The sequence below is a fragment of the Rahnella contaminans genome (assembly GCF_011065485.1).
Classification (GTDB): domain Bacteria; phylum Pseudomonadota; class Gammaproteobacteria; order Enterobacterales; family Enterobacteriaceae; genus Rahnella; species Rahnella contaminans.
In genome coordinates this window covers 736,403-762,509 of the sequence record NZ_JAADJS010000002.1, presented here as the reverse complement: position 1 = coordinate 762,509, position 26,107 = coordinate 736,403, and the positions used below count along the sequence as shown (strand labels likewise).

General features: G+C 55.1%; 24 protein-coding genes. 15 read left to right on the top strand and 9 right to left on the bottom strand.

The window, feature by feature from the left end; genetic code table 11:
* Window positions 1-63 precede the first annotated feature (63 nt).
* Window positions 64-1,455, bottom strand: coding sequence for a cysteine--tRNA ligase (cysS, locus tag GW579_RS12630; RefSeq protein ID WP_165059348.1), 1,392 nt, complete (start codon window positions 1,453-1,455; stop codon window positions 64-66).
* Window positions 1,456-1,682: 227 nt separating this feature from the next.
* Between cysS and ppiB the strand changes: the two genes are divergently transcribed.
* Window positions 1,683-2,177: a peptidylprolyl isomerase B gene (gene ppiB, locus GW579_RS12625; protein WP_152327925.1), complete on the top strand. Its 495-nt coding sequence runs from the start codon at window positions 1,683-1,685 to the stop codon at window positions 2,175-2,177.
* Between the two features lie 11 nt (window positions 2,178-2,188).
* Window positions 2,189-2,911: a UDP-2,3-diacylglucosamine diphosphatase gene (gene lpxH / locus GW579_RS12620; protein ID WP_165059346.1), complete on the top strand. Its 723-nt coding sequence runs from the start codon at window positions 2,189-2,191 to the stop codon at window positions 2,909-2,911.
* On the opposite strand, the gene GW579_RS12615 is transcribed toward lpxH, so the two are convergent.
* A complete protein-coding gene (locus GW579_RS12615; RefSeq protein WP_152327923.1) occupies window positions 2,895-3,527 on the bottom strand; it encodes a MiaE family protein in 633 nt (210 codons plus the stop codon). The two genes, lpxH and GW579_RS12615, sit on opposite strands and share 17 nt — an antisense overlap.
* Window positions 3,528-3,707: 180 nt before the next feature.
* Between GW579_RS12615 and purE the strand changes: the two genes are divergently transcribed.
* Window positions 3,708-4,217: a 5-(carboxyamino)imidazole ribonucleotide mutase gene (purE, locus tag GW579_RS12610; protein ID WP_152327922.1), complete on the top strand. Its 510-nt coding sequence runs from the start codon at window positions 3,708-3,710 to the stop codon at window positions 4,215-4,217.
* Window positions 4,214-5,278 (top strand): 5-(carboxyamino)imidazole ribonucleotide synthase, encoded by a 1,065-nt coding sequence (gene purK, locus GW579_RS12605; protein WP_165059345.1) that lies wholly within the window; start codon window positions 4,214-4,216, stop codon window positions 5,276-5,278. Before purE ends, purK begins: the two co-directional genes overlap by 4 nt.
* Before the next feature lie 155 nt (window positions 5,279-5,433).
* On the opposite strand, the gene ybbP is transcribed toward purK, so the two are convergent.
* Window positions 5,434-7,866 carry a putative ABC transporter permease subunit YbbP gene (gene ybbP / locus GW579_RS12600; RefSeq protein ID WP_165059343.1) on the bottom strand — a complete coding sequence of 811 codons (2,433 nt, stop codon included), beginning with the start codon at window positions 7,864-7,866 and terminating at the stop codon, window positions 5,434-5,436.
* Window positions 7,863-8,549, bottom strand: a complete 687-nt coding sequence (gene ybbA / locus GW579_RS12595) for a putative ABC transporter ATP-binding protein YbbA (protein WP_165059341.1) — start codon at window positions 8,547-8,549, stop codon at window positions 7,863-7,865. Before ybbA ends, ybbP begins: the two co-directional genes overlap by 4 nt.
* Here ybbA and tesA point away from each other — a divergent pair.
* From tesA to GW579_RS12570, 5 genes are all read left to right on the top strand, one after another.
* Window positions 8,520-9,149: a multifunctional acyl-CoA thioesterase I/protease I/lysophospholipase L1 gene (tesA, locus tag GW579_RS12590; protein ID WP_235937388.1), complete on the top strand. Its 630-nt coding sequence runs from the start codon at window positions 8,520-8,522 to the stop codon at window positions 9,147-9,149. The two genes, ybbA and tesA, sit on opposite strands and share 30 nt — an antisense overlap.
* 111 nt (window positions 9,150-9,260) lie before the next feature.
* Window positions 9,261-10,037 (top strand): SDR family oxidoreductase, encoded by a 777-nt coding sequence (locus GW579_RS12585; RefSeq protein ID WP_165059337.1) that lies wholly within the window; start codon window positions 9,261-9,263, stop codon window positions 10,035-10,037.
* Window positions 10,038-10,134: 97 nt separating this feature from the next.
* Window positions 10,135-10,992: a co-chaperone YbbN gene (locus GW579_RS12580; RefSeq protein ID WP_152327916.1), complete on the top strand. Its 858-nt coding sequence runs from the start codon at window positions 10,135-10,137 to the stop codon at window positions 10,990-10,992.
* A 234-nt stretch (window positions 10,993-11,226) separates the two neighbouring features.
* The gene (locus tag GW579_RS12575) at window positions 11,227-12,147 is read left to right on the top strand and encodes an SPFH domain-containing protein (protein WP_152327915.1); all 921 of its coding nucleotides are present in this window, start codon (window positions 11,227-11,229) and stop codon (window positions 12,145-12,147) included.
* A complete protein-coding gene (locus GW579_RS12570; protein WP_165059335.1) occupies window positions 12,147-12,602 on the top strand; it encodes an NfeD family protein in 456 nt (151 codons plus the stop codon). The genes GW579_RS12575 and GW579_RS12570 overlap by 1 nt, the downstream gene beginning before the upstream one ends.
* Before the next feature lie 9 nt (window positions 12,603-12,611).
* On the opposite strand, the gene cueR is transcribed toward GW579_RS12570, so the two are convergent.
* From cueR to GW579_RS12555, 3 genes are all read right to left on the bottom strand, one after another.
* Window positions 12,612-13,013 (bottom strand): Cu(I)-responsive transcriptional regulator, encoded by a 402-nt coding sequence (gene cueR, locus GW579_RS12565; RefSeq protein ID WP_152327913.1) that lies wholly within the window; start codon window positions 13,011-13,013, stop codon window positions 12,612-12,614.
* A 71-nt stretch (window positions 13,014-13,084) separates the two neighbouring features.
* A complete protein-coding gene (locus GW579_RS12560; RefSeq protein WP_195823985.1) occupies window positions 13,085-13,825 on the bottom strand; it encodes a molybdate ABC transporter permease subunit in 741 nt (246 codons plus the stop codon).
* A gap of 16 nt (window positions 13,826-13,841) precedes the next feature.
* Entirely contained in the window at window positions 13,842-14,762 is a 921-nt protein-coding gene (locus GW579_RS12555; protein ID WP_152327911.1) for an extracellular solute-binding protein, read from the bottom strand.
* A 194-nt stretch (window positions 14,763-14,956) separates the two neighbouring features.
* Here GW579_RS12555 and copA point away from each other — a divergent pair, with 194 nt between their 5' ends.
* The 6 genes from copA to GW579_RS12525 all read left to right on the top strand — a co-directional run bounded on the left by copA (window position 14,957) and on the right by GW579_RS12525 (window position 23,676).
* Window positions 14,957-17,506: a copper-exporting P-type ATPase CopA gene (gene copA / locus GW579_RS12550; protein ID WP_165059332.1), complete on the top strand. Its 2,550-nt coding sequence runs from the start codon at window positions 14,957-14,959 to the stop codon at window positions 17,504-17,506.
* Window positions 17,507-17,555: 49 nt separating this feature from the next.
* Entirely contained in the window at window positions 17,556-18,356 is an 801-nt protein-coding gene (locus tag GW579_RS12545; RefSeq protein ID WP_152327909.1) for a TraB/GumN family protein, read from the top strand.
* A gap of 247 nt (window positions 18,357-18,603) precedes the next feature.
* Window positions 18,604-19,083: a Cys-tRNA(Pro)/Cys-tRNA(Cys) deacylase YbaK gene (gene ybaK / locus GW579_RS12540; protein WP_152327908.1), complete on the top strand. Its 480-nt coding sequence runs from the start codon at window positions 18,604-18,606 to the stop codon at window positions 19,081-19,083.
* Between the two features lie 62 nt (window positions 19,084-19,145).
* Window positions 19,146-20,363 (top strand): MFS transporter, encoded by a 1,218-nt coding sequence (locus GW579_RS12535; RefSeq protein WP_152327907.1) that lies wholly within the window; start codon window positions 19,146-19,148, stop codon window positions 20,361-20,363.
* Window positions 20,364-20,593: 230 nt separating this feature from the next.
* A complete protein-coding gene (ybaL, locus tag GW579_RS12530) occupies window positions 20,594-22,285 on the top strand; it encodes a YbaL family putative K(+) efflux transporter (RefSeq protein ID WP_165059330.1) in 1,692 nt (563 codons plus the stop codon).
* Between the two features lie 146 nt (window positions 22,286-22,431).
* The gene (locus GW579_RS12525; protein ID WP_152327905.1) at window positions 22,432-23,676 is read left to right on the top strand and encodes a sensor domain-containing diguanylate cyclase; all 1,245 of its coding nucleotides are present in this window, start codon (window positions 22,432-22,434) and stop codon (window positions 23,674-23,676) included.
* 59 nt (window positions 23,677-23,735) lie between these two features.
* On the opposite strand, the gene GW579_RS12520 is transcribed toward GW579_RS12525, so the two are convergent.
* Together GW579_RS12520 and hemH are read right to left on the bottom strand one after the other, a co-directional pair.
* Window positions 23,736-25,055 (bottom strand): inosine/guanosine kinase, encoded by a 1,320-nt coding sequence (locus tag GW579_RS12520; protein ID WP_152327904.1) that lies wholly within the window; start codon window positions 25,053-25,055, stop codon window positions 23,736-23,738.
* 38 nt (window positions 25,056-25,093) lie between these two features.
* On the bottom strand, window positions 25,094-26,056 hold the full coding sequence (hemH, locus tag GW579_RS12515; protein ID WP_152327903.1) for a ferrochelatase: 963 nt from the start codon (window positions 26,054-26,056) through the stop codon (window positions 25,094-25,096).
* Window positions 26,057-26,107 lie beyond the last annotated feature (51 nt).

Here is a 26,107-nt window from a genome sequence, read left to right as displayed (position 1 = left end):
AAAGCCTCCAGAAAGGAGGCTGTTGAGATCTTGCATCTCCAAAAAAATGGAGTCTGAAGGAGATTATTTACGGCGCCAGGTGGTTCCGTTTGCCCCATCTTCCAGCACGATACCCATTTCATTCAGGCGGTCGCGCGCCTTATCCGCCATGCCCCAGTCTTTGCTGGCGCGGGCATCGTTACGCTGTTTGATTAACGCTTCGATTTCAGCGACTTCATCGTCATTATCTGCCTGCGCACCGGATTTCAGGAACTGCTCCGGATCCTGCTCCAGCAAGCCGAGCACGCCCGCCAGCTGACGCAGTTCTGCTGCCAGACCGTTTGCCGCCGCCATATCTTCCGTTTTCAGACGGTTAATGTCGCGCGCCATATCGAACAGCACGGAATAGGCTTCCGGCGTATTAAAATCGTCGTCCATTGCCGCACGAAAACGCGCCACAAACGCGTCGCCACCGGCAGGCGTTGCGCTGGCGTCAGTACCACGCAGCGAGGTGTACAGACGTTCCATCGAGGTACGCGCAAGTTTCAGGTTCTCTTCGCTGTAGTTCAGCTGACTACGATAGTGGCCGGACATCAGGAAGTAACGCACACTTTCCGCATCGTAATATTTCAGCACATCGCGCACGGTAAAGAAGTTATCCAGCGATTTGGACATCTTTTCGCGGTCAATCATGACCATGCCGGAGTGCATCCAGGTGTTCACATACGGGCCGTCGTGTGCGCAGCTTGACTGCGCAATTTCGTTTTCGTGGTGCGGGAACATCAGGTCTGAGCCGCCACCGTGAATATCAAAATGTGCGCCCAGCTGCTTGCAGTTCATCGCAGAACATTCGATGTGCCAGCCCGGACGGCCCTCGCCCCACGGAGAGGTCCAGCTCGGTTCGCCCGGTTTGGACATTTTCCACAGCACGAAATCCATCGGATTACGCTTCACGTTAGCTTCAACTTCGACGCGTGCGCCAGCCTGCAACTGATCCAAATCCTGACGGGATAACACACCGTAATCCGGATCACTTTCCACCCAGAACATCACGTCGCCATTGGAGGCGACATAAGCGTGATCGCGGTCGATCAGCTTCTGCACGATATCGATGATTTCATGAATGTGTCCGGTCGCGCGCGGCTCAGAATCCGGCGGCAGAATATTCAGGGCAGCAAAATCCGCGTGCATTTCGGCGATCATACGGTCGGTCAATGCCATAAAAGTTTCGCCATTTTCAGCGGCACGTTTAATGATTTTGTCGTCGATATCGGTGATGTTACGCACATATTTCAGGTCATAACCGAGGTAACGCAGGTAACGCGATACCACATCGAAAGACACAAAGGTGCGGCCATGGCCGATATGACACAGGTCGTAAACAGTGATCCCACACACGTACATCCCGACTTTACCGGCATGAATTGGCTTGAATTCCTCTTTTTGGCGACTCAGGGTATTAAAAATCTTCAGCATCAGGCTATTCCGTGTGTTGGGCGTAGAAAATGACGTTGGCGCAGTTAAGCGACACTAACGGCCATAATATAACGAAAATGATTTCACCGAAACGGCATAAGGCCGCCGGACGGGCTTTAGTGGTCACAAAGGCGCTGCTGACGGCAACTTTTGAGTTATGGTATAAGAAAAGGCTATAGTAGCCGCTCTGACACAGAGCACACATCAACATTAGCAGGATGATAATTATGGTCACTTTCCACACCAACCACGGCGATATCGTCATTAAAACTTTCGCTGACAAAGCGCCAGCCACGGTTGAAAACTTCCTGAACTATTGCCGTAAAGGCTTCTACGACAACACAATTTTCCATCGTGTGATTAACGGTTTCATGATCCAGGGCGGCGGTTTTGAGCCAGGCATGAACCAGAAAAACACCGACGCACCTATCGATAACGAAGCGGATAACGGCCTGAAAAACACCAAAGGCACGCTGGCGATGGCGCGTACTAACGATCCGCATTCTGCCACCGCACAGTTCTTCATCAACGTTACTGACAACGATTTCCTTAACCACAGCGGCAAAAACGCGCAGGGTTGGGGCTACTGCGTATTTGCAGAAGTGGTTGAAGGTCAGGACGTGGTTGACGCAATCAAAGCCGTGAAAACAGGCCGCAGCGGTATGCACCAGGACGTTCCAAAAGAAGATGTTGTGATCAAAAGCGTCACCATCAGCGAATAATTAGCGTCGGGATGACCACGTTTTTTATCGCAGATATCCATCTTTGCGCACAGGAACCGGCAATCACTGCCGGTTTTCTGCGTTTTCTTCGCGAAGATGCGCCGCAGGCTGATGCGCTGTACATTCTCGGGGATTTATTCGAAGCCTGGATTGGTGACGATGACCCGGAACCGTTACACGCAGAAATCGCTGCGGCGTTAAACCAGCTCCGCCAGCAAGGCGTGCCCTGCTTTTTCATCCACGGTAACCGCGATTTTCTGCTCGGCAGACGTTTTGCGCGTGAAAGCCTGATGACGCTGCTGCCAGAGAAAAAAGTTCTCGAGCTTTATGGCCGCCGCGTGCTCATCCTGCACGGCGACACGCTGTGTACCGATGACGTTGCCTACCAGAATTTCCGCAAAAAAGTTCATAACCCGTTTATCCAGAAATTTTTCCTGATGCTGCCTCTGAAATGGCGACTGGCGATTGCCGCAAAAATGCGCGCCAACAGCAAAGCGTCTAATCAGGGAAAATCGCTGGAAATTATGGACGTGAATCCGCAGGCGGTGATCAGTGAAATGCAGGCGGCAGGCGTCGAGTGGATGATCCACGGGCACACGCACCGCCCGGCTATTCATGATGTGCCTTTAGAAAATAAAACCGGCCACCGCGTAGTACTCGGCGCATGGCACGAAGAAGGCTCGATGGTGAAAGTCACCGCCGGTAATGTGGAACTGATCAGCTTCCCGTTTTAAGCCCGCAGACTGGGACTCCACTGTGGAAGCGGAATTGTTCATCTGGCGTTAAGATCAGTTCCGCTTCAATCCTGCCAAACTCCTCCACCCGTTCACTGATATCGGTTCCCGCATACTGTTCGGCCAGCGCCAGATAATCGGCAAAATGGCGTGATTCTGAGCGCAACAGCGACGTATAAAAGCGTGACAGGGTTTCATCGAGATGCGGAGCAATCTTGGCAAATCGCTCGCAGGAACGCGCTTCGATGTACGCACCAATAATCAGACGGTCCACCAGAATATTCAGGTCATCATGATGGCGGGTATGTTTAATCATGCCACTGGCGTAGCGCGACGGTGAAAGCTGGGTATAAGTAATATTGCGTTTCTGCATGATTTCCACCACCTGCTCAAAGTGATGAAGCTCTTCGCGCGCCAGACGTGCCGCGCAAAACAGCAACTCGGTACGCTCAAGATATTTGGTCATCAGGCTCATCGCCGTGGCCGCCGCTTTCTTTTCACAGTTAGCGTGGTCAATCAGCATGACCGTCTGATTTTCCAGCGCCACATCCACCCATAACGCAGGTGTTTCACAGTGAAGAAAATCATAAATCGGTGCCAGTAAAGCCTGCGTCATAGTTCAGTTTCCAGTGGGGATGGCGAATATTATCGTGGCTGGGATTATACAAATCTGTCGCGCACTTCTCATCAAAAATGCACCGTATTCCGGCTACGCAACCGTTTTCCTTGCTTCGTGAGCGTGATATCATTTGCGCCCTCACACGCTTTAAATCCGAATCACAGGAGCTATACAGACATGTCATCCAACGTTACCCCGGCAAAAATCGCCATCGTTATGGGGTCTAAAAGTGACTGGGCGACCATGCAGTTCGCCGCCGAAGTGCTCACAACGCTGAATATTCCTTTCCATGTCGATATCGTCTCCGCACACCGCACGCCGGACAAATTGTTCACCTTTGCTGAACAGGCGTCGGCCAATGGTTTTGATGTGATCATCGCAGGCGCAGGCGGCGCGGCGCATTTACCGGGCATGCTGGCGGCGAAAACGCTGGTGCCGGTGCTCGGCGTGCCCGTGCAAAGCGCGGCCCTGAGCGGCATCGACAGCCTGTATTCCATCGTACAAATGCCGCGCGGTATTCCGGTCGGTACGCTGGCAATTGGTAAAGCGGGTGCCGCTAACGCCGCGTTGCTGGCGGCACAAATTCTGGCGCTGCATGATACTGAAATTGCCAAAAATCTGGCCGCGTGGCGTGTCGCACAAACGGATGAAGTGCTGAATAATCCCGATCCGCGGGAGGAAGCATGAAACCGGTTTGCGTACTCGGAAACGGTCAGTTAGGCAGAATGCTGCGTCAGGCCGGTGAACCGCTGGGCATTGCCGTTTATCCGGTCGGACTTGATGCCGAACCGGAAGCCGTGCCGTATCAGCAAAGCGTCATTACCGCAGAAATCGAACGCTGGCCGGAAACCGCGCTGACCCGCGAACTGGCAACGCATAATGCGTTCGTTAACCGCGATATTTTCCCGCGTCTGGCCGATCGCCTGACGCAGAAACAGTTGCTCGACCAGCTCGGTCTGGCGACTGCGCCGTGGCAATTGCTGGCAGATGCCGCACAATGGCCGCAGGTTTTTTCACAGCTTGGCGAACTGGCGATTGTGAAACGTCGCGTCGGCGGTTATGACGGTCGTGGTCAGTGGCGCTTGCGTTCCGGCGAAGAAAATACATTGCCACAAGATTGCTACGGCGAATGCATCGTTGAGCAGGGCATCAATTTCTCCGGTGAAGTGTCGCTGGTAGGTGCGCGTGGTCACGACGGGAAAACCGTTTTTTATCCGCTGACGCACAATCTGCATCAGGACGGTATTTTGCGCACCAGCGTCGCACTGCCGGAGCCGGACGCTGCGCTGCAACAGCAGGCAGAAAGCATGTTGTCCGCCATTCTCAACGAACTGAATTATGTCGGCGTGATGGCGATGGAATGTTTCGTGGTCAGCGAAGGTTTGCTCATCAACGAACTGGCTCCGCGCGTACATAACAGCGGGCACTGGACGCAAAACGGCGCATCCTACAGCCAGTTTGAAATGCACCTGCGCGCCATACTCGGTCTGCCGCTGCCGAAACCGGTGGTCAGTACGCCGTCGGTGATGGTGAATCTGATTGGCACGGATGTGTCACAACAGTGGCTGAGCCTGCCACTGGTCAATCTGCACTGGTACGAGAAAGACGTGCGTCCGGGTCGTAAAGTCGGACACCTGAATCTCAATGATGCCAGCGCCAGCCTGCTGAAAGAAAACCTGAATGCACTGATCCCGATGCTGCCGGCCGAATATGCCAGCGGCATTGAATGGGCAGTTGAAAAGCTTTGATTTGAGCACCTCCTTATTAAAAGGAGATGCTCTGGTAACCTAAATAATTCGAGTTACAGGAAGGCGGCAAGTCAAGGAATCCCGATGAGCTTACTCAGGTAAGTGATTCGGGTGACTGAACGCAGCCAACGCACCTGTGGCTCGAAGTATGACGGTTACGAGTCGTATTGCCTGAACAGCGCCCGCCCCCGCAGCAACCGTACACCCAGCCAGCCTCCGCAGACAGACAGCAGCAACGCGCTCACCACCGGAACGGCGATCCACATCAGGTAATCCGGTTCCCACGGGAAATCAAACACTTTTCGCTGCAACAACCATAACGCCACTTCGGCACCTATCGCCGCCGCAATGCCCGCCACGAGTCCAAGAACCGCAAATTCGCACCAGAGAGTACGGTGCAGCATTTTTTTACTCGCGCCTAACGTGCGATAAACGATCAACTCCTGACGGCGCTGACGCATCCCGACCTGAATCTGTGCCAGCAACAGCAAACCGCCGCACAGCATCACCAGAATCACCATCACTTCCAGCGCCCGGCTGACCTGCTGTAAGACCTGTCCGACCTGCCGCAGAATCGAACCGACATCCAGCAAACTGAGCGTCGGGAACTGACGGTTCAGTTGCGTAATGGTGCTGTCATCGCCGTGATAACGGAAACTGGTCAGCCAGCTTTGCGGCTGGGCATCCAGTGCGCCCGTCGGGAAGATAAAGTAGAAATTCGGCTTCAGGCTGTCCCAGTCCACTTTTCGCAGGCTGGTAATCTTAGCGGTGAAATCCTGCGTATCGCCGGTGAAGGTCACCGAATCGCCGATTTTCAGTCCGAGACGTCCGGCCAGCCCTTCATCGATGGACACTTCACCCGCTTTCGGTGCGCCATTACCTGCGGTCAGCGGATTATGATCCGGCAATCCGTCCATCCAGGTCAGATTCAGTTCACGGTTTACCGCTTCCCCGCCCGCATCGTCCGGTTTGATTTTGTCCGTCGCGGCTTCGCCGTTAATCTTCGTCAGACGCGCCCGTACAATCGGATAGAACGCTTCCGGCTGCGCGTTATGCTGATGCAGGAAATCCGTCACCTGCGGAACCTGCTCTTTGGTGATGTTGAGCAGGAAGAAGTTCGGACTGTCCGGCGGAAGCTGTTGCTCCCAGCGGTTCAGCAGATCCCCGCGCATCACCAGCAACAGCGCCAGCAGCATGAACGACATGGAAAACGCCGCCAGCTGGCTGAGCGTTACCCACGGCTGTCGCAGCAGACGGTTGACCGCCAGACGCAACGGAAGCTGGCGGAACGTCAGGCGGCGCAGCAAAAGCAAAGCGCCCCAGCCAATCACACCGAGCAACAGCGAAAGCACCAGCACGCCCGCCAGCAGTGACCAGAGCAGCGGACTGCCGCCCATCAGCGCCGCCAGTAACCCGACGACCACCAGCACCATCACCGGCAGGAAATAGCGCAGCGGCCAGACGTTCGCCACAACGTCATTTCTCAGCACGCGCAGCGGTTGCGTGGCCAGCAACTGACGGTAAGGACGGATGCCAATCAGCAGTGAAATCACGACCATTGCGCCCATCGACCAGACCCACGGCCAGCCACCGGCAGGCGGCAATTGTGCGGGAAGAACCGGCGCGAGCACTTTCATCAGAACGGCTTCAAAGGCCAGTCCGACGATGCTGCCGCAAATTCCCGCCAGTACCAGAACTGCCAGCCACTGACCAATAATCAGTTTTCGCAGCGCCTTTTTCCCGGCGCCTAATGTTTTCAGCACTGCCACCAGATCGTACCGGCTTCGGCAGTAATGCCCCATCGACACGGCAATGGCGGCAATCGACAACATCAGCGTCAGCAGGGCTGACAACGTCAGGAATTGTTGTGAACGCTGTAATGATTTGCCCAGCGCGCCTTCGGAATCCTCCATGCCGGTCCAGCGCTGATCGGGTTTCAGCAGCCCTTTAATGGCATCGCCGTAGGTCTGAATGGCCTGCGGGGAACCGGCAAACATATAGCGGTACGTCAGGCGGCTGCCCGGCTGAACCGCGCCGGTTTTCGGCACATCATCAAGATTCATGATTACGCGCGGCGCGGTCTGGAACGGGTTAAAACCGGCATCCGGTTCCTGAACAATCACACCGGCAATTTTCAGCGTACTGTCGCCGACATCCAGATCATCGCCCACTTTCACGTTCAGCAGCGCCAGCAAACGGGGTGCCACCAGCACGGTTCCCGGCTGCGGTTTCAGCCCCACCGGTTCCGTCTGCAACGCCCCGTATAACGGATACGCCAGATCGGTGGCTTTTACCGACGCCAGCTGCGGCGTGTTTCCGGCAAAGGTCATGGTCATGAATGAGAGCTGACGGCTGACTTTCAGCCCCTGCGTTTCGGCATCCTGCAACCAGGCTTCAGTAATCGGATGAGAAGAACGCAGCACGCGGTCTCCCGCAATAAACTCACGACTTTGCTGGCTCAGCCCTTTGTCCATGCGGTCGCTGATACTGCCCAGCGCCAGCACGCAGGCCACCGCCAGCGTCAGCGCCAGCCAGACAATCAGCAGCGAAGGCGATCGCCATTCCCGCCAGAACCAGCGCCAGATCATGCTTCCTCCCACAATTTCCCGTCACGCAGACGCAGACGCCGCTGACAACGCGCCGCCAGTTGTTCGTCATGCGTGACCAGAATCAGCGTGGTGGCCGCATCTCGGTTCAGTGAGAACAGCAGATCGACGATACGTTCGCCGGTGGCGCGATCCAGATTGCCGGTCGGCTCATCGGCGAACAGAAGTTTAGGTTTGCCGATAAACGCACGCGCCAGCGCCACACGTTGCTGTTCGCCACCGGAAAGCTGCGCCGGAAGATGATTCAAACGCCCGCCCAGCCCGAGACTTTCCAGCAACTGCACCGCCTGCTGACGGCTGTTGCTGTCGCTTTCACCGCGCAACAACGCCGGAAGTTGCACGTTTTCCAGCGCGTTTAGCGTCGGCACCAGCATGAAGGATTGAAATACAAATCCGACGTTTTTTGCCCGCAGTGCGGCGCGCCCTTCCTCATTGAGAGAGTTCAGGGATTTGCCGAGCAACATCACGTCGCCCGAGGTGCCGTCGTCGAGTCCGGCGAGGATCCCCAGCAACGTCGATTTACCGGAACCGGATTCGCCAATCAGGGCAATTGTCTGGGCAGGTTTGACAACCAGCTCGACACCGGACAGGATGGTGAGCTGTCCTTCACCCTGACCGACGTGCTTACTAAGATGATGAACTTCAAGAACGTTTTCCGCTGGCATCTCCCCTTCCTTATGTTGTTGGGATTGCTGAGTTTTCGCGCCATAGCTGCTGATAACTTACTGATTATCGGCGACAGTTTAAGCGCCGTCTATCGCCTTCCGGTAGCCGAATCCTGGCCGTCGTTGCTCAATAATAAGTGGCAAAAAGAAGGGGATAAACCCACGATTATTAACGCCAGCATCAGCGGAGATACCGCCGAACAGGGGCTGGCCCGTTTACAGACTTTGCTGCAACAACATCATCCGCGCTGGGTGCTGATTGAACTGGGCGCGAATGACGGACTGCGCGGCTTTCCGCCACAAAACATTTCACAAACGCTGACGCAGATTATCAGTCAGGTAAAACGGGCCAACGCCGAACCGCTGCTGATGCAAATCCGCCTGCCGCCAAATTATGGCCGCCGTTACGGTGATGCGTTCTACGCCATTTATCCGGCGCTGGCGAAGCAGGAAAACATCCCGCTGGTGCCGTTCTTTATGGAGCCGGTCGCCGCAAAACCCGAGTGGATGCAGGACGACGGTTTGCATCCCGCACTGGCGGCACAGTCTTTTATCGCCGACTGGATGGCCGACAAACTTGCGCCGCTGGTGACGCAGTAGGGTTACAATAAATAATACCGTGACGTGATTAAAACCAAGACGTTACCTTTTTCACCCGACTCCCTAGTAAATCACAGCCATGAAAAATAGGGACACCTCACAGGTAAAGTTATGCAAAAAGCAGTATTAATTACCGGTTGCTCCAGCGGAATAGGGCTGGTTGCCGCCCAAGATTTACGGGCTCGCGGCTACCGGGTGCTGGCCGCCTGCCGTAAAAGTGCAGATATCGACACGCTCAGCCAACTCGGTTTTGAAACTATTGCGCTCGATCTTGATGACAAACACAGCGTAGAGCTTGCCGCCGCGGAGGTTATCGCGCTGACCGGCAATCGTCTTTACGGCCTGTTCAACAATGCCGGATACGGTGTTTACGGCCCGCTGAACACCATCAGCCGCGAGCAGTTTGAGCAACAATTTTCCACCAATTTGTTCGGCACGCATCAGTTGACGCAGCTATTACTGCCCGCAATGTTGCCGCACGGCGAAGGCCGCATTATTCAGACCAGCTCGGTGATGGGGCTGGTGACGACGCCGGGCCGCGGAACCTATGCCGCCAGCAAATTCGCGCTAGAAGCCTGGTCAGATACGTTACGCATGGAGTTGCACGGCACGGGCATTCAGGTGAGCCTGATTGAACCCGGCCCGCTGAGCAGCAACTTTACGGCTAACGTGAATCAGTCCCAGGCTGAGCGGCCGGTCGAAAACCCGGGGATCGCGCGGCGTTTTACGCTGCCGCCGGAGGCCGTTTTGCCGAAATTGCACCATGCTTTAGAAAACCCAAAGGCGCGTCTGCGGTATCCGGTTACGCTGGTCGCCCATGTGCTCACTGTGCTGAAACGCCTTTTACCTTCGCGTTTGCTGGACAAAATATTGCGCGGAAACAGCTAAGTAAACACAGACGGGGGTTGAAGCCGTAAAACCTGCCCCCATCTGGTATTTAATGCTTTAAATGACTTTGAGCCTTAGCGCGAGAGAGACAGAATTCATGCTTGCACAACCTACTGTTATCGATATCAACGAAACCAATCTGCATCAGACGCTGGAACAATCCATGTCGGTGCCGGTGATGTTCTACTTTTGGTCTGAGCGCAGCCAGCATTGCCTGCAACTGGGGCCAATTCTCGACAAACTGGCGGCGGAATATGCCGGTCAGCTGGTTCTGGCGAAAGTGGACTGCGATGCCGAGCAGATGATTGCCCAGCAGTTTGGCCTGCGTTCTATCCCGGCAGTTTACCTGTTTAAAGATGGTCAGCCGGTGGATGGTTTCCAGGGGCCGCAGCCGGAAGAAGTGATCCGCGAACTGCTGCAGAAAGTCCTGCCGAAAGAAGAAGAGCTGAAACTGGCTCAGGCGCAGGAACTGATACAAGAAGGTAACTTCGCCGATGCCCTTCCGCTGCTGAAAGATGCATGGCAAGTGAGCAACTACCGCAGTGATATCGGGATGACGCTGGCGGAAGTTCAGATTCAGTTGAACCGTTCCGACGACGCGGAAGCCGTGTTGGCCACCATTCCCTTGCAGGATAAAGATTCCCGTTATCAGGGGCTGATTGCCCAGATTGAACTACTGAAACAGGCGGCTGACACCCCTGAAATTCAGCTGCTGCAACAGGAATTACAGCAGGATCCTGACAACGCCGAGCTGGTGGTTAAACTCAGCCTGCAACTGCATCAGGTCGGGCGTAACGAAGAAGCGCTGGAACTGCTGATGGCTCCGCTAAAAAAAGATTTAGGTGCGGCAAACGGCGCGGCACGCAAAACGCTGATGGATATCATGGCGGCACTCGGCACCGGCGACGCGCTGGCGGCTAAATATCGTCGCCAGTTATATTCCCTGCTGTACTGATTCACGCTAAAAATTTCTTACGCGCGTCGGGCATTCCCCCTTCCTGACGTGCGTTTTTTTTCGCCTTTTCCCCTGCCTTTTATCCCCTGAACTATCCTTTATTAATACGACGCGTAAGTTATTTGTGCGACAATTGCGCACGCGCCTGACTTTCGGGGAGTGCGCCAGGGACATGTTTTTACTCGAATATTCCGCCGGAATATTCAGGACACAGTTTTACAGGAGTTTCATACTATGTTTGACCTCATTCCCATTCCTATCCTTATTCTGATCGTACTGGCGCTGCTGGTGGTTTACGCCGGGATCAAAATCGTGCCACAGGGCTACCAGTGGACCGTAGAGCGCTTTGGCCGTTATACCAAAACCCTGATGCCGGGGCTGAACCTGGTTGTGCCATTTGTTGACCGCATTGGCCGCAAAATCAATATGATGGAACAGGTTCTGGATATCCCCTCTCAGGAAGTGATTTCCCGCGATAACGCCAATGTCGCCATCGACGCTGTGTGTTTTATCCAGGTTATTGATCCGGCGCGTGCCGCCTATGAAGTCAGCAATCTGGAACAGGCGATCGTGAACCTGACCATGACCAACTTCCGTACCGTGCTGGGTTCGATGGAGCTCGACGAAATGCTGTCACAACGCGACAACATCAACGCACGTTTGCTGCATATCGTCGATGAAGCCACCAATCCATGGGGCGTGAAAATTACGCGTATCGAAATCCGTGATGTGCGTCCACCGGCTGAACTGATTTCTGCGATGAACGCACAGATGAAAGCGGAACGTACAAAACGTGCCGACATTCTGGAAGCCGAAGGCGTTCGTCAGTCCGCCATCCTGCGTGCGGAAGGTGAAAAACAGTCGCAGATCCTTAAAGCCGAAGGTGAGCGTCAGTCGGCGTTCCTGCAAGCTGAAGCCCGCGAACGTGCGGCGGAAGCGGAAGCGCAGGCCACCAAAATGGTCTCTGAAGCGATTGCTGCCGGAGATGTTCAGGCCATTAACTACTTCGTGGCACAGAAATATACCGATGCGCTGACCAAAATAGGCTCGGCGAACAACAGCAAAGTCATCATGATGCCGCTGGATGCCACCAGCCTGATGGGCTCAATTGGCGGGATTGCTGAGCTGCTTAAAGAAACCAAAGGCGGCAAATAATGCTTCGCGATTTCATGGCAAGTCCGCATGTGTTCTGGCTGTCTTTGGGCGGCCTGTTGCTGGCGGCAGAGCTGGTAGGAGCAAGTGGTTACTTACTGTGGAGTGGCGTAGCGGCGGCGCTGGTGGGGCTGGTGACGTGGATTTTGCCGCTGCCGTGGGAATGGCAGGGCGTGGCGTTTGCCCTTCTGACCATTATCGCCGCCTGGCTGTGGTGGAAATGGCTGAATCAGCGCACGGACAAAACCAGCGGTAATTCGGCGCTGAACCAGCGCGGACAGCAGTTAGTAGGTACTTACGCCACCGTGCTCGAACCGCTGAAAAATCAGCATACGCGGGTACAAATCGGCGACAGCAGCTGGCGGGCGTCCTGCGCTTCGCCGCTGGAAGTCGGTGATAAAGTGGTAATTACCGGTGTCGAGGGCGCGACGCTGCGCGTAGAACGCCCTGCGCAGTAACGCCTGACGTTAGTGTTTGTGGCAACAGCCAGAAAGATTATCGATTATCGGGCAGTCTGCGCCGTCATCGCCGGGGCAGGATTCCGCCAGCGTCAGCAGGCGCTGGCGCATCAGCTGAAGTTCTTCAATGTGCCGCTCAATTTCGGCGGCCTTTTCTAAAGTGCGTGCTTTCACATCTGCACTGTGGCGATCCGGATTATGGAATAACGCCACTAACTCCTGACACTCTTCCAGCGTAAACCCCACCTGCCGTGCCTGACGAAGCAACGTCAGTTCTTCGATATGTTTTTGTGCATAGCGGCGGTATCCGTTCTCGCTCCGCGCCGGTGCTGTCACCAGCCCTTTCTCTTCGTAAAAACGAATCGCCTTGCTGGTCAGCCCGGTTTTTTTCGCCACATCACTGATATTCATTTCGCCTCCGCGTCGCCCTGTTTTTGCACTATATCTGAACAGTATACGTGTTTACGGTTTTACGAAAATCCTCAACTGTAATGCACGGTCTGTTTTTTGGTGCGCATCAGCAACCACATGGGCAGCGGCAACGTCACGATAAGCAGGATCCACAGCAGCGAGTAAACCGACGTCACGCCGTCGTTTTGCAGGTTGATAAACATTTTGACCGGAATACCCTGCGGGAAATAACAGAACACCATGACAATGCCGAATTCACCAATCGCCCGTACCCAGGCAATGGCGATCCCGGCGGCAATTCCGCGTGAGGCCAGCGGCAACGTGAGCCGGATAAGCACCTGAAAAGGCCGTGCGCCCAGCGTCTGCGCAGCCTCTTCGACATCGCGCGGCACCGCTTCAAGTGCACCGCGCGCCGAAAGAATGAAATAAGGCAGCGCCCCATAAATCTGCGCCAGCACAAACGCGGGCGCATTGTTATTGAGCGTCATACCGATGGCAGAAAGGGTTTCACCGACCGAACCGTAGGGCCCGTAAACCGACACCAGCAAAATCCCCATCGCCAGCGGAGGCGTCAGCAGCGGGATCAGCACCAGTACTTCCACCAAAGTGCGCCAGCGTGAGGTCGTTTTTGCCAGCCAGAACGCGACCGGCAGCCCGAGCAGAATAATCAGGCCGACCGATATCAGACTCAGGCCGAGCGACACCACCACCGCATGGCTGTCGCCGTAAGCCAGATGAAAATCTGACCACGGCGTCAGGAAAAGCAGCGTGACAAAAGGCACCATCAGCAGTGCCAGCGCGGGAACCGCCATTCCTGACGCACGCAACTTAAAGGTTTCCGCCTTTAGGTTTGTCGTAGCCGTTTTGTTCAAACAGCTTCTGACCTTTGGCGCTTTGCAGGTAAGTGATAAATTCTTTCGCCAGTTTCGGATGCGGCGCGTTGTTCAGCACCACCGCGTAGAAGACCAGCGGCTGCGTGCTCAGCGTTTTCTCTTTGCCGGTGGAATCTTTGACGTTGAAAGTCACCTTGCTGTACCAGTCTTTCGACATCTGCGGATTGCTCAGGTTAATTTCATCCGGCAGTTTGATGTACGGCAGGTGCGCGGAAATCGTGGCACTTTCGTAGCCCGACGCGGCATCAACCTGACCGGCTTCCAGACGGGTCAGAAGGCCGCCCTCGCCCGAAATCTGCTTCGGATTCTGTACATCGCCCAGCACGGCTTTTTCCAGACCCGGCTGTTTGTAGTAATTTTCGGCCAGCATCATGGTGAAAATAATGTTCTGACCCTGAGGATCGCTGACCGGATCGGTACGGCCGAACTGTAATCCGGGAGTTTGGAGCACTTTCCACCACGGCTCAGCGCCCGCTTTGCCTTCCTTTATCGCGGCAAATTTTTCGGCATATTTGCCTTTCGGATTATAAGCAATGACCATGCTGGTGCTGGCCACCGGGATTGCCTGCCCGGCCATGCCCGCTTTTTGCAGGATCTCAACCGGCCCCGGCGTTATCGAAACGAACACATCCGCCACGACTTTTTTCGACGCCAGCAAGTTCGCCATGCCGTAAGCGCCCTGCCCCTGGCCCTGATAATTGACCTTCTTCTCTTTCGCAAAATCCGGCCCCAGATATTTGTCCATTACCACGCCCATCGAACCGGCGTAGGTGACGCGAAAATCGTCAGCGGCTTGTGAAGCCTGCGCCGCCATCAGTCCTGCCATCAGCAGAAGTGTTGTCTGCATTTTTGCCATTGAAAATCCCCTTACCCTTCATCGTTATATAATTTGGGAGATAACGATAAGCCAATCTGCAAGGGAATTTCTAAATAAAGTGTAAATGAGAGAAAAATGAAAAATACCGGTAAGGCGAAACCGTTGCTTGACCTTCCCCTTGCTGGAAGGTTTATCCTCTGTTCTTAGTGAAAGTTAACCCAAGGAAAACCACTATGACCACCACCGTATTATCTCTGCAAGGCCTGTCCTGCGGGCATTGTGTGGCTTCAACGCGTAAAGCGCTCGAAGCGGTTGACGGCACCACCGCCGTTGAAGTTTCTCTGGATAAAGCCATTGTGAAAGGCGACGCCAGCAGCCAGAGCCTGATCGACGCCGTCGTAAATGCCGGATATGAAGCACAACTGGTGGAAGACGCGTCCCCAAAATCTGAGCCGCTGACCGATAAGGCGAGTGTTTTGCCGGAACCCCTGTCAGCGGCCGCGTCACCTGTTCCGGCTGAAAACCACATTCTTCAAACCTCAGCCTCTGATGACAGCGTGCAGCTGTTGCTCAGCGGTATGAGCTGCGCCAGCTGTGTCAGTAAAGTGCAGCGGGCGCTGGAAGGCGTGAACGGCGTCGAACGTGCGCGGGTCAATCTGGCGGAACGCAGTGCGCTGGTCAGCGGTGATGCTGACCAGAATGCCCTGATTGCGGCGGTTGAACGCGCGGGTTACGGCGCTGAAATCATTATTGATGAAACCAGACGCCGCGAGCGCCAGCAGCAAACGGCGCGCAGCAGCATGATCCGTTTCAGTTGGCAGGCGGCGGTCGGGCTGGCGGCGGGTATCCCGCTGATGTTGTGGGGATTGCTGGGCGGCGAAATGATGGTCACCGCCAGCAACCAGACCGGCTGGCTGATTGTCGGCCTGCTGACGCTGCTGATCATGATTGTCGCAGGCGGCCACTTCTACCGCAGCGCGTGGAAAAGCCTGATGCACGGCAGCGCCAATATGGACACGCTGGTATCACTTGGTACCGGTGCGGCGTGGATATTTTCCATTTCTGTCAGCCTCTGGCCGGATGCCTTTCCGATGCAGGCGCGGCATCTTTATTACGAAGCCAGCGTGATGATCATCGGCCTGATTAACCTCGGCCATGCGCTGGAACAACGCGGGCGTCAGCGCTCGTCACAAGCTCTGGAACGCCTGCTGGATCTCACGCCGCCGACGGCGCGCGTGGTGACTCCGGAAGGCGAAAAAACGCTGCCGCTGGCCGATGTGCAGCAAGGTATGACGCTGCGCCTGACCACCGGCGACCGCGTTCCGGTTGACGGCGAAATTCAGAGCGGCGAAGCGTGGATGGATGAAGCGATGCTGACCGGCGAACCTGTCCCGCAACAAAAATCTCAGGGCGAAAAAGTGCATGCTGGTACGCTGGTCAGAGACGGCAGCGTATTGTTCCGCGCGGATGCGATTGGCAGCCAGACCACGCTTTCTCGCATCATCAAACTGGTGCGGGAAGCGCAAAGCAGCAAACCGGAAATCGGCAAACTGGCGGATAAAATTTCATCCGTCTTCGTACCCGTCGTGGTGCTGATTGCCCTGTTCAGCGGTGCCATCTGGTATTTCTTCGGCCCGCAGCCGCAGCTGATGTACACGCTGGTGATCGTCACCACGGTGCTGATCATCGCCTGCCCTTGCGCACTGGGGCTCGCAACGCCGATGTCGATTACCGCCGGTGTCGGGCGCGCCGCAGAGTTGGGTGTGCTGGTTCGTGATGCCGATGCCCTGCAAAAAGCCAGTACGCTTTCGACGCTGGTTTTCGATAAAACCGGGACGCTGACAGAAGGCCAGCCGAAAGTGACGGATATTCACACCTTCGGCGGTGTCAGTGAACAGCAGGCACTGCGCTTTGCCGCCGCGCTGGAACAGGGCTCGCACCACCCGCTCGCGCAGGCGATTGTCGATAAAGCGGAGGGTCTGGCGATACCTGACGTGCAGTATTTCCGCACGCTCGGCGGGCTGGGCCTGCGCGGTGAAGCAGAAGGCAAAACGCTGTTGCTGGGGAATCAGGCGCTGATGCAGGAAAACGGCGTCGATACACAGCAGACCGATGCGCTGTTGGAAGCGATGTCTGAGCAAGGTGCAACGCCGGTGCTTCTGGCGGCAGACGGTGAAATTGCCGCGCTGTTCGCCCTGCGGGATCCGCTGCGCAGTGACAGCATTGCCGCGCTGCAACGCCTGCATCAGCTGGGTTATCAGCTGGTGATGCTGACCGGCGATAATCCGCGCACGGCACAAGCTATTGCCGCGCAGGCAGGCATCGATACGGTGATTGCCGGTGTTCGTCCGGAAGGAAAAGCCGAGGCGATTAAAGCGTTGCAGGCCAAAGGCCAGCAGGTTGCGATGATTGGCGATGGCATTAACGATGCGCCCGCACTGGCGCAGGCAGATGTCGGGATTGCAATGGGCGGCGGCAGCGATGTGGCGATTGAAACGGCGGCCATCACGCTGATGCGGCCAAGCCTGAACGGCGTTGCCGATGCACTGGCCATGTCACAGGCCACGCTGCGCAATATGAAGCAGAACCTGTTAGGCGCGTTTGTGTATAACGTGATTGGCATTCCGGTTGCCGCAGGCGTGCTCTACCCGCTGACCGGCACATTGCTCAGCCCGGTTGTCGCAGGCGCGGCGATGGCGTTGTCTTCCATTACCGTTGTCACTAACGCAAACCGCCTCTTACGCTTTACCCCGAAAAAACAAGACGTTTCCTCTGTTCGCTAAAACGCTGACGCGTTAGCATGGTCTCTCATTTTTCGGGAGACCATGCGATATGGCACAGTTTTTCAACCAGGCTTTCAGCTGGCTACGCAGGCTGTTTCCTGTCGAGTATTCATATCCTGCCATGGATATCCGGCTTCCCGGCAACCGCTCGCTGCATCTGGTCGGCAGCATTCATATGGGCACGCAGGATATGCAACCGCTGCCCGCGGCTTTGTTACGCCGCCTGCAAAAAGCCGATGCCCTGATTGTCGAAGCCGATATCAGCGGAACAGAATCCCCTTTCAGCATGTCCGGCGAATTTCCGCCTCTGGCCGATCGTCTGACCGAATCCGAATATCTCCACGTTGAGCGCTTATGCGAAGAGCTTGGCGTTTCAATGTGGACGCTGAACCCGCTTCCTTCCTGGCAGGTTGCGCTGATGTTGCAGGCAACACAGGCACAGCGTCTGGGATTGCGCGGGGATTACGGCATCGACTATCAGTTGTTGCAATCGGCAAAGCAGCAAAACACGCGGGTCATCGAACTCGAAGGGCCGCAGGAACAGTTTGAACTGTTGCAGCAACTGCCCGACGGCGGCAGAGCGCTGCTCGAAGATACGCTGACACACTGGCACACCAACGCCCGATTACTGCAAACGATGATCAGCTGGTGGCTTGATGCCAAACCGGGGCTGGCGATTGAACAGCTGCCGAATACGTTTAGCAACGATCTCTACGATATTCTGATGAATCAGCGCAATGTGCGCTGGAAAAAACAGCTTTCCGAACTTCCGCCGGGAAATTACGTGGTCGCCGTGGGCGCGCTGCATTTGTATGGTGAAGGGAATCTGCCGGAATTGCTGAAAGGATAAAAAAATGGCCGGTTTTTAAGGCCGGCCAGTCAAAGAGGAATTTCATTTTTTTGTTATAGCTTCAGTACCGGCCTTTTCAGGCACAGCACCGGCGCGCACAGGGTAGCAACCTGTAGCGGGTCTTGGCAATAACCATTCATTGCTCTACTATTTCCCCTCCGCGTAATAAAGATACTTTGTTGTTAAATTTCATCAGATTGAGCTGATGACGTTTTTTCGAACAAAAAAACAAAATAAGGAGACAGGTATGACCCCTGCCGTATTGCTCCTGGAAAAAAATAAAGTCAGTTTTACCCTTCACCCGTATGAACACAGCAGCGACGAAACCAACTTTGGCGACGAGGCGGTAAAAAAGCTCGGGCTGGATGCGCGTCAGGTCTACAAAACATTGCTGGTTTCACTGAATGGCGATCCCAAAAATCTCGCCGTTGCCGTCACGCCGGTGGCATCAATGCTGGATCTGAAGAAAGTCGCCAAAGCGCTCGGCGCCAAAAAAGCCGACATGGCCGATCCCGTCATCGCACAGCGCGTCACCGGTTATCTGGTGGGCGGCATCAGCCCTCTGGGGCAGAAAAAGCTGCTGCCGACGGTGATCGATAGCCCGGCGCAGACTTTCTCTACCATTTATGTTTCAGGTGGTAAACGCGGGCTTGATCTTGAACTTGCGGCAGGCGATCTTTGCCGCTTACTGAAAGGCCAGTTTGCTGAGATCGCAAAAGCCGACTGACCGGATCGACTGATTCCCTACACGCATTTCCTATATGCACAAATAAGACAGGTTCATCTGCTATGACCGACAATACGGCCACGCCAGACAGCCCGCAGAAAGACGCAGTCAAAAAGACTGCGTTTTCTATTCTGGCGGCGATCAGCGTTTCTCATCTGCTCAATGACATGATTCAGTCGCTGATTCTGGCGATCTATCCGTTGCTGCAAAACGAATTCTCACTCAGCTTTACTCAGATTGGCCTGATCACGCTGACGTATCAGATTACCGCGTCGCTGCTACAACCGCTGATTGGTTATTACACCGATAAACATCCGCAGCCATATTCGCTGCCCATCGGCATGGGCTTTACGCTGTCTGGTTTGCTTTTGCTAGCCGTGGCGCAAAGTTTCCCGGTGGTGCTGCTGGCCGCCGCGCTGGTCGGTACAGGTTCGTCGGTGTTCCATCCTGAATCGTCCCGCGTGGCGCGTATGGCTTCCGGCGGACGTCACGGGCTGGCGCAATCGCTGTTCCAGGTCGGCGGGAATTTCGGGGCATCGCTTGGCCCGTTGCTGGCGGCGTTAATCATCGCGCCCTACGGTAAAGGCAACGTCGCGTGGTTCTCGCTGGCGGCGCTGCTGGGGATTGTCGTTCTGCTGCAAATCAGTAAGTGGTATCGCCAGCAGCATCTGATGGCGAAAAAGCGCGGACCGGTGAAAAATACCGTGACCGTGTTGCCGCGTAAAACTGTGGCGATGTCGTTGGGGATTTTACTGGTGCTGGTGTTCTCGAAGTATTTTTACCTGACCAGCCTGAGCAGTTACTACACCTTCTATCTGATTCATAAATTTGGTGTTTCCGTACAGAATGCGCAAATCCATCTGTTCGTTTTCCTGTTTGCCGTAGCAGCCGGAACCATTATCGGCGGTCCGGTTGGGGATAAGATTGGGCGCAAATACGTCATATGGGCGTCAATTCTCGGCGTCGCGCCATTTACCCTGCTTTTGCCGCACGCCAATCTGATGTGGACCAGCGTTCTCAGCGTCATTATCGGCGTGATTCTGGCCTCGGCGTTTTCGGCAATTCTGGTGTTTGCCCAGGAACTGATGCCGGGAAAAGTCGGTATGGTTTCGGGGCTATTCTTTGGCCTGGCGTTTGGCATGGGCGGCCTTGGCGCTGCGGTGCTGGGCTATGTGGCGGACAGAACCAGCATCGAGCTGGTTTATCAAATTTGTGCCTTCCTGCCATTGCTGGGGATACTGACGGCATTCCTGCCAAATATTGAACGTAAACAAGCCTGAAGCATTCCCTTCCACTGCCGATAATGATTTATCGGCAGCAAAAAAAGCCGTTGCCTCTTGAGATTCGCCCGCGAAAACCCATTTAAATCTCCCGTTCGAATTTTTTTTTCGGTCTGTCGTGCATTTAGCGCAAAAAAGGCCAAAAAATACCAACGCGTAAACGATTTTTACCATAAACTTAGAAACAATCTGCAACACATTTGTGCCATGCATAACCAGAAGGAGACTGAATGCATCATTCTACGCCTCTCATCACTACCATCGTCGGCGGTCTGGTACTCGCTTTCCTGTTAGGAATGCTCGCCAACCGCCTGCGAATATCCCCTCTGGTTGGCTATCTCGCCGCAGGCGTGCTGGCCGGTCCTTTTACACCGGGCTTTGTTGCTGATACTTCACTTGCACCGGAGCTGGCCGAAATCGGCGTGATATTGCTGATGTTTGGCGTCGGTTTGCATTTTTCCATGAAAGATTTACTCGCGGTAAAGTCGATAGCCATTCCCGGCGCTGTAGCCCAAATCGCGGTAGCGACGCTGCTTGGGATGGGTTTATCGCGTTTACTCGGCTGGGACATGGCGACCGGGCTGGTGTTTGGCCTCTGCCTGTCCACCGCCAGTACCGTAGTTCTGCTGCGTGCGCTGGAAGAACGGCAACTCATTGAAAGTCAGCGCGGGCAAATCGCCATCGGCTGGCTTATTGTTGAAGATCTGGTGATGGTACTGACGCTGGTTTTGTTACCGGCATTCAGCAGCATGCTCGAAAGCAACCACGCCAGCATTACCGGCCTGCTGACTGAACTGGCGATTACTATCGGCAAAGTCATTGCCTTTATGGTGCTGATGATGGTTGTCGGCCGCCGCGTGGTGCCCTGGATCCTGGCAAAAACCGCCAGCACCGGTTCACGCGAGCTGTTCACGCTGTCGGTTCTGGCACTGGCACTGGGCATCGCCTACGGCGCGGTCGAATTCTTCGACGTGTCGTTTGCACTGGGCGCGTTCTTCGCCGGGATGGTGCTGAACGAATCCGAACTCAGCCAGCGCGCCGCGCACGATACGTTACCGCTGCGTGATGCTTTCGCCGTGCTGTTCTTTGTGTCGGTCGGCATGTTGTTTGACCCGATGATTCTGGTGCGCGAACCGCTGACAGTCGTCGCTACGCTGGCGATTATTGTGTTCGGCAAGTCGATTGCCGCCTTCTTACTGGTGAAGATGTTCGGGCATTCGCGGCGCACGGCGCTGACGATTTCAGTCAGTCTCGCGCAGATTGGTGAATTCGCCTTTATCCTCGCAGGTCTGGGTATTTCGCTGGGGCTGCTGTCTGAGCATGGCCGCAATCTGGTTCTGGCGGGCGCAATCTTGTCGATTATGTTTAACCCGCTGCTGTTCAGTTTGCTGGAAAAATATCTGGAAAAAACCGAGACCATCGAAGATCAGAGCGTTGAAGAAGCGGTGGAAGACGAAAAACAGATCCCGTTTGATCTGTGCAATCACGCCCTGCTGGTCGGTTATGGCCGCGTGGGAAGCCTGCTTGGCGAGAAGCTTCAGGCTGCCGGTATTCCGCTGGTGGTGATTGAAAATTCGCGTCCGCGCGTCGAAGCATTGCGCGATCAGGGAATAAGCACGGTGCTGGGGAATGCCGCCAATCAGGAAATTATGGATCTGGCGCGCCTTGACTGTGCCCGCTGGCTGCTGGTGACGATTCCGAACGGTTATGAAGCCGGTGAAATCGTCGCATCAGCCCGCGCAAAACGGCCCAATATTGAGATCATCGCCCGTGCGCACTATGACGATGAAGTCACCTACATCATGGAGCGCGGCGCGGACCGCGTGGTGATGGGCGAGCGTGAAATCGCCAACAGCATGATCGATATGCTGCAAATAGACACCCTGACCGAAGACCAGAAACGGCCATTTTGCCCCATCTGATTCTTTCTGAATGCCGGGCGCAGTACTTTTGCTGCGCCCGTCCCCTTCCCGCACAAATTTCCCTTTAACTTGCGCAACATAAAAAGAACCAAATCAGATCGTTTCGCGGTATCCTCTTTTTATGCCAAAAATTGACCGGTACTGCGATGTTGCTATCCCATCTGGAAACGTTGAACATTTTGAGCACGCCGGTCTGGGTTGTCTCATTACATAACCAGCAAATTCTTTTCGCCAATACAGCGGCCAGAAAACTTGCGGGTAACAGTTTGCTTGGTCCCCTGCGCAACGGGCAGTTTTCGGCCCGGTCTTTGCAATCCCTCGAGTCCTATCTGCCACATCTGAAAAAAGGCGATCAGGTGATTGAAATCTGGACCATCCACAAAGAAGGTCGTGCCTTCCCCCTGAGCTGTCGTCTTTCTCTGGCACAGTTTGGCTTGCAGGAACAGGTCATCGTGTTCGAAGGCACGCATACCTCTGCGGCCAATGTTCCGGCACCCGGTTCATTCCTGAGCGAAGCCCGACCTTACCGCCGTGATCAGAGCGGTTTCTATGAACGATTTTTCCAGACCAACACCGCGCCGATGCTGCTGATTGACCCGGACAATAACGGGCAAATTGTGGATGCAAATCTGGCGGCGACACGATTCTATGGCTATTCACGCGATGAAATGTGCATGAGACACACATGGGAAATTAATGCGATGGGGCAGGATGTATTACCCGTGATGCATGAAATCGCGCGTTTGCCCGGCGGGCATAAGCCGCTGACGTTTATGCACAAACTGGCAGACGGCAATCTGCGTCATGTGCAGACCTATGCCGGCCCGGTGGACGTGGATGGCGTGCGGCTGATGCTGTGCATCATTCATGATATTACCGAGCAAAAGCGCCTTGAGCAGGAGCTGGAACACGCGGCGCTCCGTGATCCGCTGACCGGGCTGGGCAACCGCCGCCAGTTTATGCAGTTGGTGGAAAACGCGCGGACGCAAAACCCGCAGCGAACGCATAATTTCAGTCTGATGCTGGTGGATGCCGATCACTTCAAGACGATTAATGATCAGCACGGTCATAACAAAGGCGATGATGCGCTGGTAATGCTGGCGCGAACGCTGGAAACGGGGATCCGCGAAAGCGATACTGTGTTTCGCTGGGGTGGCGAGGAGTTTCTGATTTTGCTGCCGCTGACCGGCCTGGAAGGCGCATTACATGTCGCTGAGACGCTGCGCTTAGCCGTGGAAGGATTTACGCACAATGATTTACCTGCAATGACCGTGAGCGTCGGCGTGGTGCAGTATGAAACGGGGGAAGACTTCACCCGGCTGTTTAAACGTGTGGATGACGCGTTATATCGCGCGAAAACGTCAGGCAGGAATCAGGTTCAGGCGGGCTGAAAAAAAAGGGCGGAGGTTCAAATCCCCCCGCCCTTTTGACTTCCCGTTCCCGGCCACGTTTATCGTTCCCAGTAACTTTCTTCCAGACTGTCTTCACGTTCCGGCAATCCTCGCGTCAGACGCGGAGAATGCTGATTCAGTACCTGATAGCTGACGCGGTTGGCATATTTGCACACCTGCGCCAGCGAGGAATACGTCAGATACTCACGGGCGTGTTTGCTGGAATTCGGCACAGAAGTACGGTGGAAACCGTTAGCCGCAATGTCATGCAGCAGCGCAGACAGCGCGCCATCGCCCGCCCCGTTGGTATTCATGATTTTTTCCGGCCCGCCCATATACGGCGCGATATGCGAATAAATTTTCATTGGCTGCTGGCAGCAGTCGCGGCGCATTGCGCGGCTGAATTCATACTGGTTGAATTCAGCAATCGCGCCCGGCAGCAGCGGATGCTGCGTGGTGCGCTTGAATTCCTCTTCGGTATAACTCGCCATAAATAAGCCGTTCGGTCCGGCGGTACACAGCACCAGATCCACCCACTCCAGAGCCTTGTCGGCGGCCATCAGCGGGTCTTTCAGACCGGTCAGTGCGAAACCCTCGTCTTCGTTCATCGCCAGAATCGAAACGTGATCACGCAGGAAATCACGCCAGGCCTGAGGATCATCGGCAATGACGTATTGCGTACCGAGCGTTAAGACCACCGGCACCTGATGTTTTTTCGCGTATTCAATCGCCTGCATCGTAGCTTCCGGCATCGGTTCGCCGGGTTTGCTGCGCAACAGATAGGACGTCAGCAGCAGCGCGGACGCCCCGGCAATGACCTCTTCCGGCACGCTTGAGGCGTGCAGTTCGTTCATTTTGCCCGGACTGATGGCAAACGTACGCTCGCCTGTATCGCTTATCAGCGTGAAGCAGCGGCCAATTGCGCCGTCCACGCCTTGCAGGTAATTGAGATCAACACGGCTGGAGGTGTTACAAAGATACCGGTAGGCGTAATCGCCAATCTTCACGTTGCTGCACATCACGCCGAGCAGGACGGAACGGTCATCGGCCAGCACGGAGTAGTTGTGCAAGGTATTGCCGACGGTACCGCCCGCAAACTGATGAGAAATGAGATCATGACTTCTCAGTTCCTGATAAAGCGCTTCCGACATTTCATCATTCAGAATGTTGGATTCGCCGGGCGTCAGCCCGTAGCGGGCCACAAAACTTTCATCAACGCGCGCTTCAATATCGACCATGGTCTGGTCGATACCCACGATATAAGACGCGCCGCCTTCGGATTCCGGCTGCATCTCCTGCAACATGGAGTCACGCAATAAGGGGTCACGTGCGCTGACCGGAAAATAGTGTTTAGACTTACGTTTACCAGGAAATTTCATTCATTGTTCTCGGGAAATTCAAAAAGCTCAGGCTTCAGTCAGAAGTGCTGAGTGACCAGCTGTTGCAGCAAATCGATATGCTCGGGCTGGTCGTTTAAGGCGTCAATATATTCGAAGCGCTCGCCGCCTGCATGAATAAAAATCTCACGGTTCTCTTCTTTGATTTCTTCCAGCGTCTCCAGACAGTCCGCCGCAAAGCCCGGGCAGATAATCTGAATGTGCTTAACGCCCTGAGCCGGAAGGCCTTTCAGCGTTTCATCGGTATACGGCGTCAGCCAGGGTTCGCGGCCAAAGCGCGACTGGAACGTCAGCATAATTTTGCCGGCGGGAAGTTGCAGCGCCTCGGTCAGCGCCTGCGCCGTTTCATGGCAGCGTTTTTCATAATCATCGCCTTCCGCTACAAAACGTTTCGGTATCCCGTGGAAGGACAATACCAGACGATCCGGTTCACCATGCTGAGCAAATGAACGTTCGATGCTGGCTTTCAGCGCAGAAATGTACGCCGGATGCGTGGCGTAATCGCGGATAAAGCTCAGGGAAGGCAGGCGACGCTGGGATTTCAGCACACGCGCCACGCCGTCAAAAACGGCCGCGCTGGTGGAACAGGAATATTGCGGGTACAGCGGCAGAACCACCATTTTCGTTACGCCCTGCGCCAGCAATTTTTCAATCGGCTCTTTCATGCCCGGCTTGCCATAACTCATCGCCAGTTCCACCGGCGTCCCCGGCAGACGCTCTGCCAGTGCCTTTTGCTGACGGCGGCTGAAGACCATCAGAGGCGAACCTTCTTCCATCCAGACCGCTTTATACAGTTTAGAAACGCGCGGAGAGCGCAGGGGCAAAATCACGAAATTCAGAATAGGCCACCACAGCAGACGTGGGGTATCCACAACGCGGATATCACTCAAAAACTCAGCCAGATATTTTTTAACGGCCTGCGGAGTTGGTGCTTCCGGTGTCCCGAGATTGACCAGAAGGACACCGAATTTGGTCTGCGTCATGCGGAATTTCCTAAATTGAAGGCCCTGAAGCCAGTGTGAAAAGATGGGCGC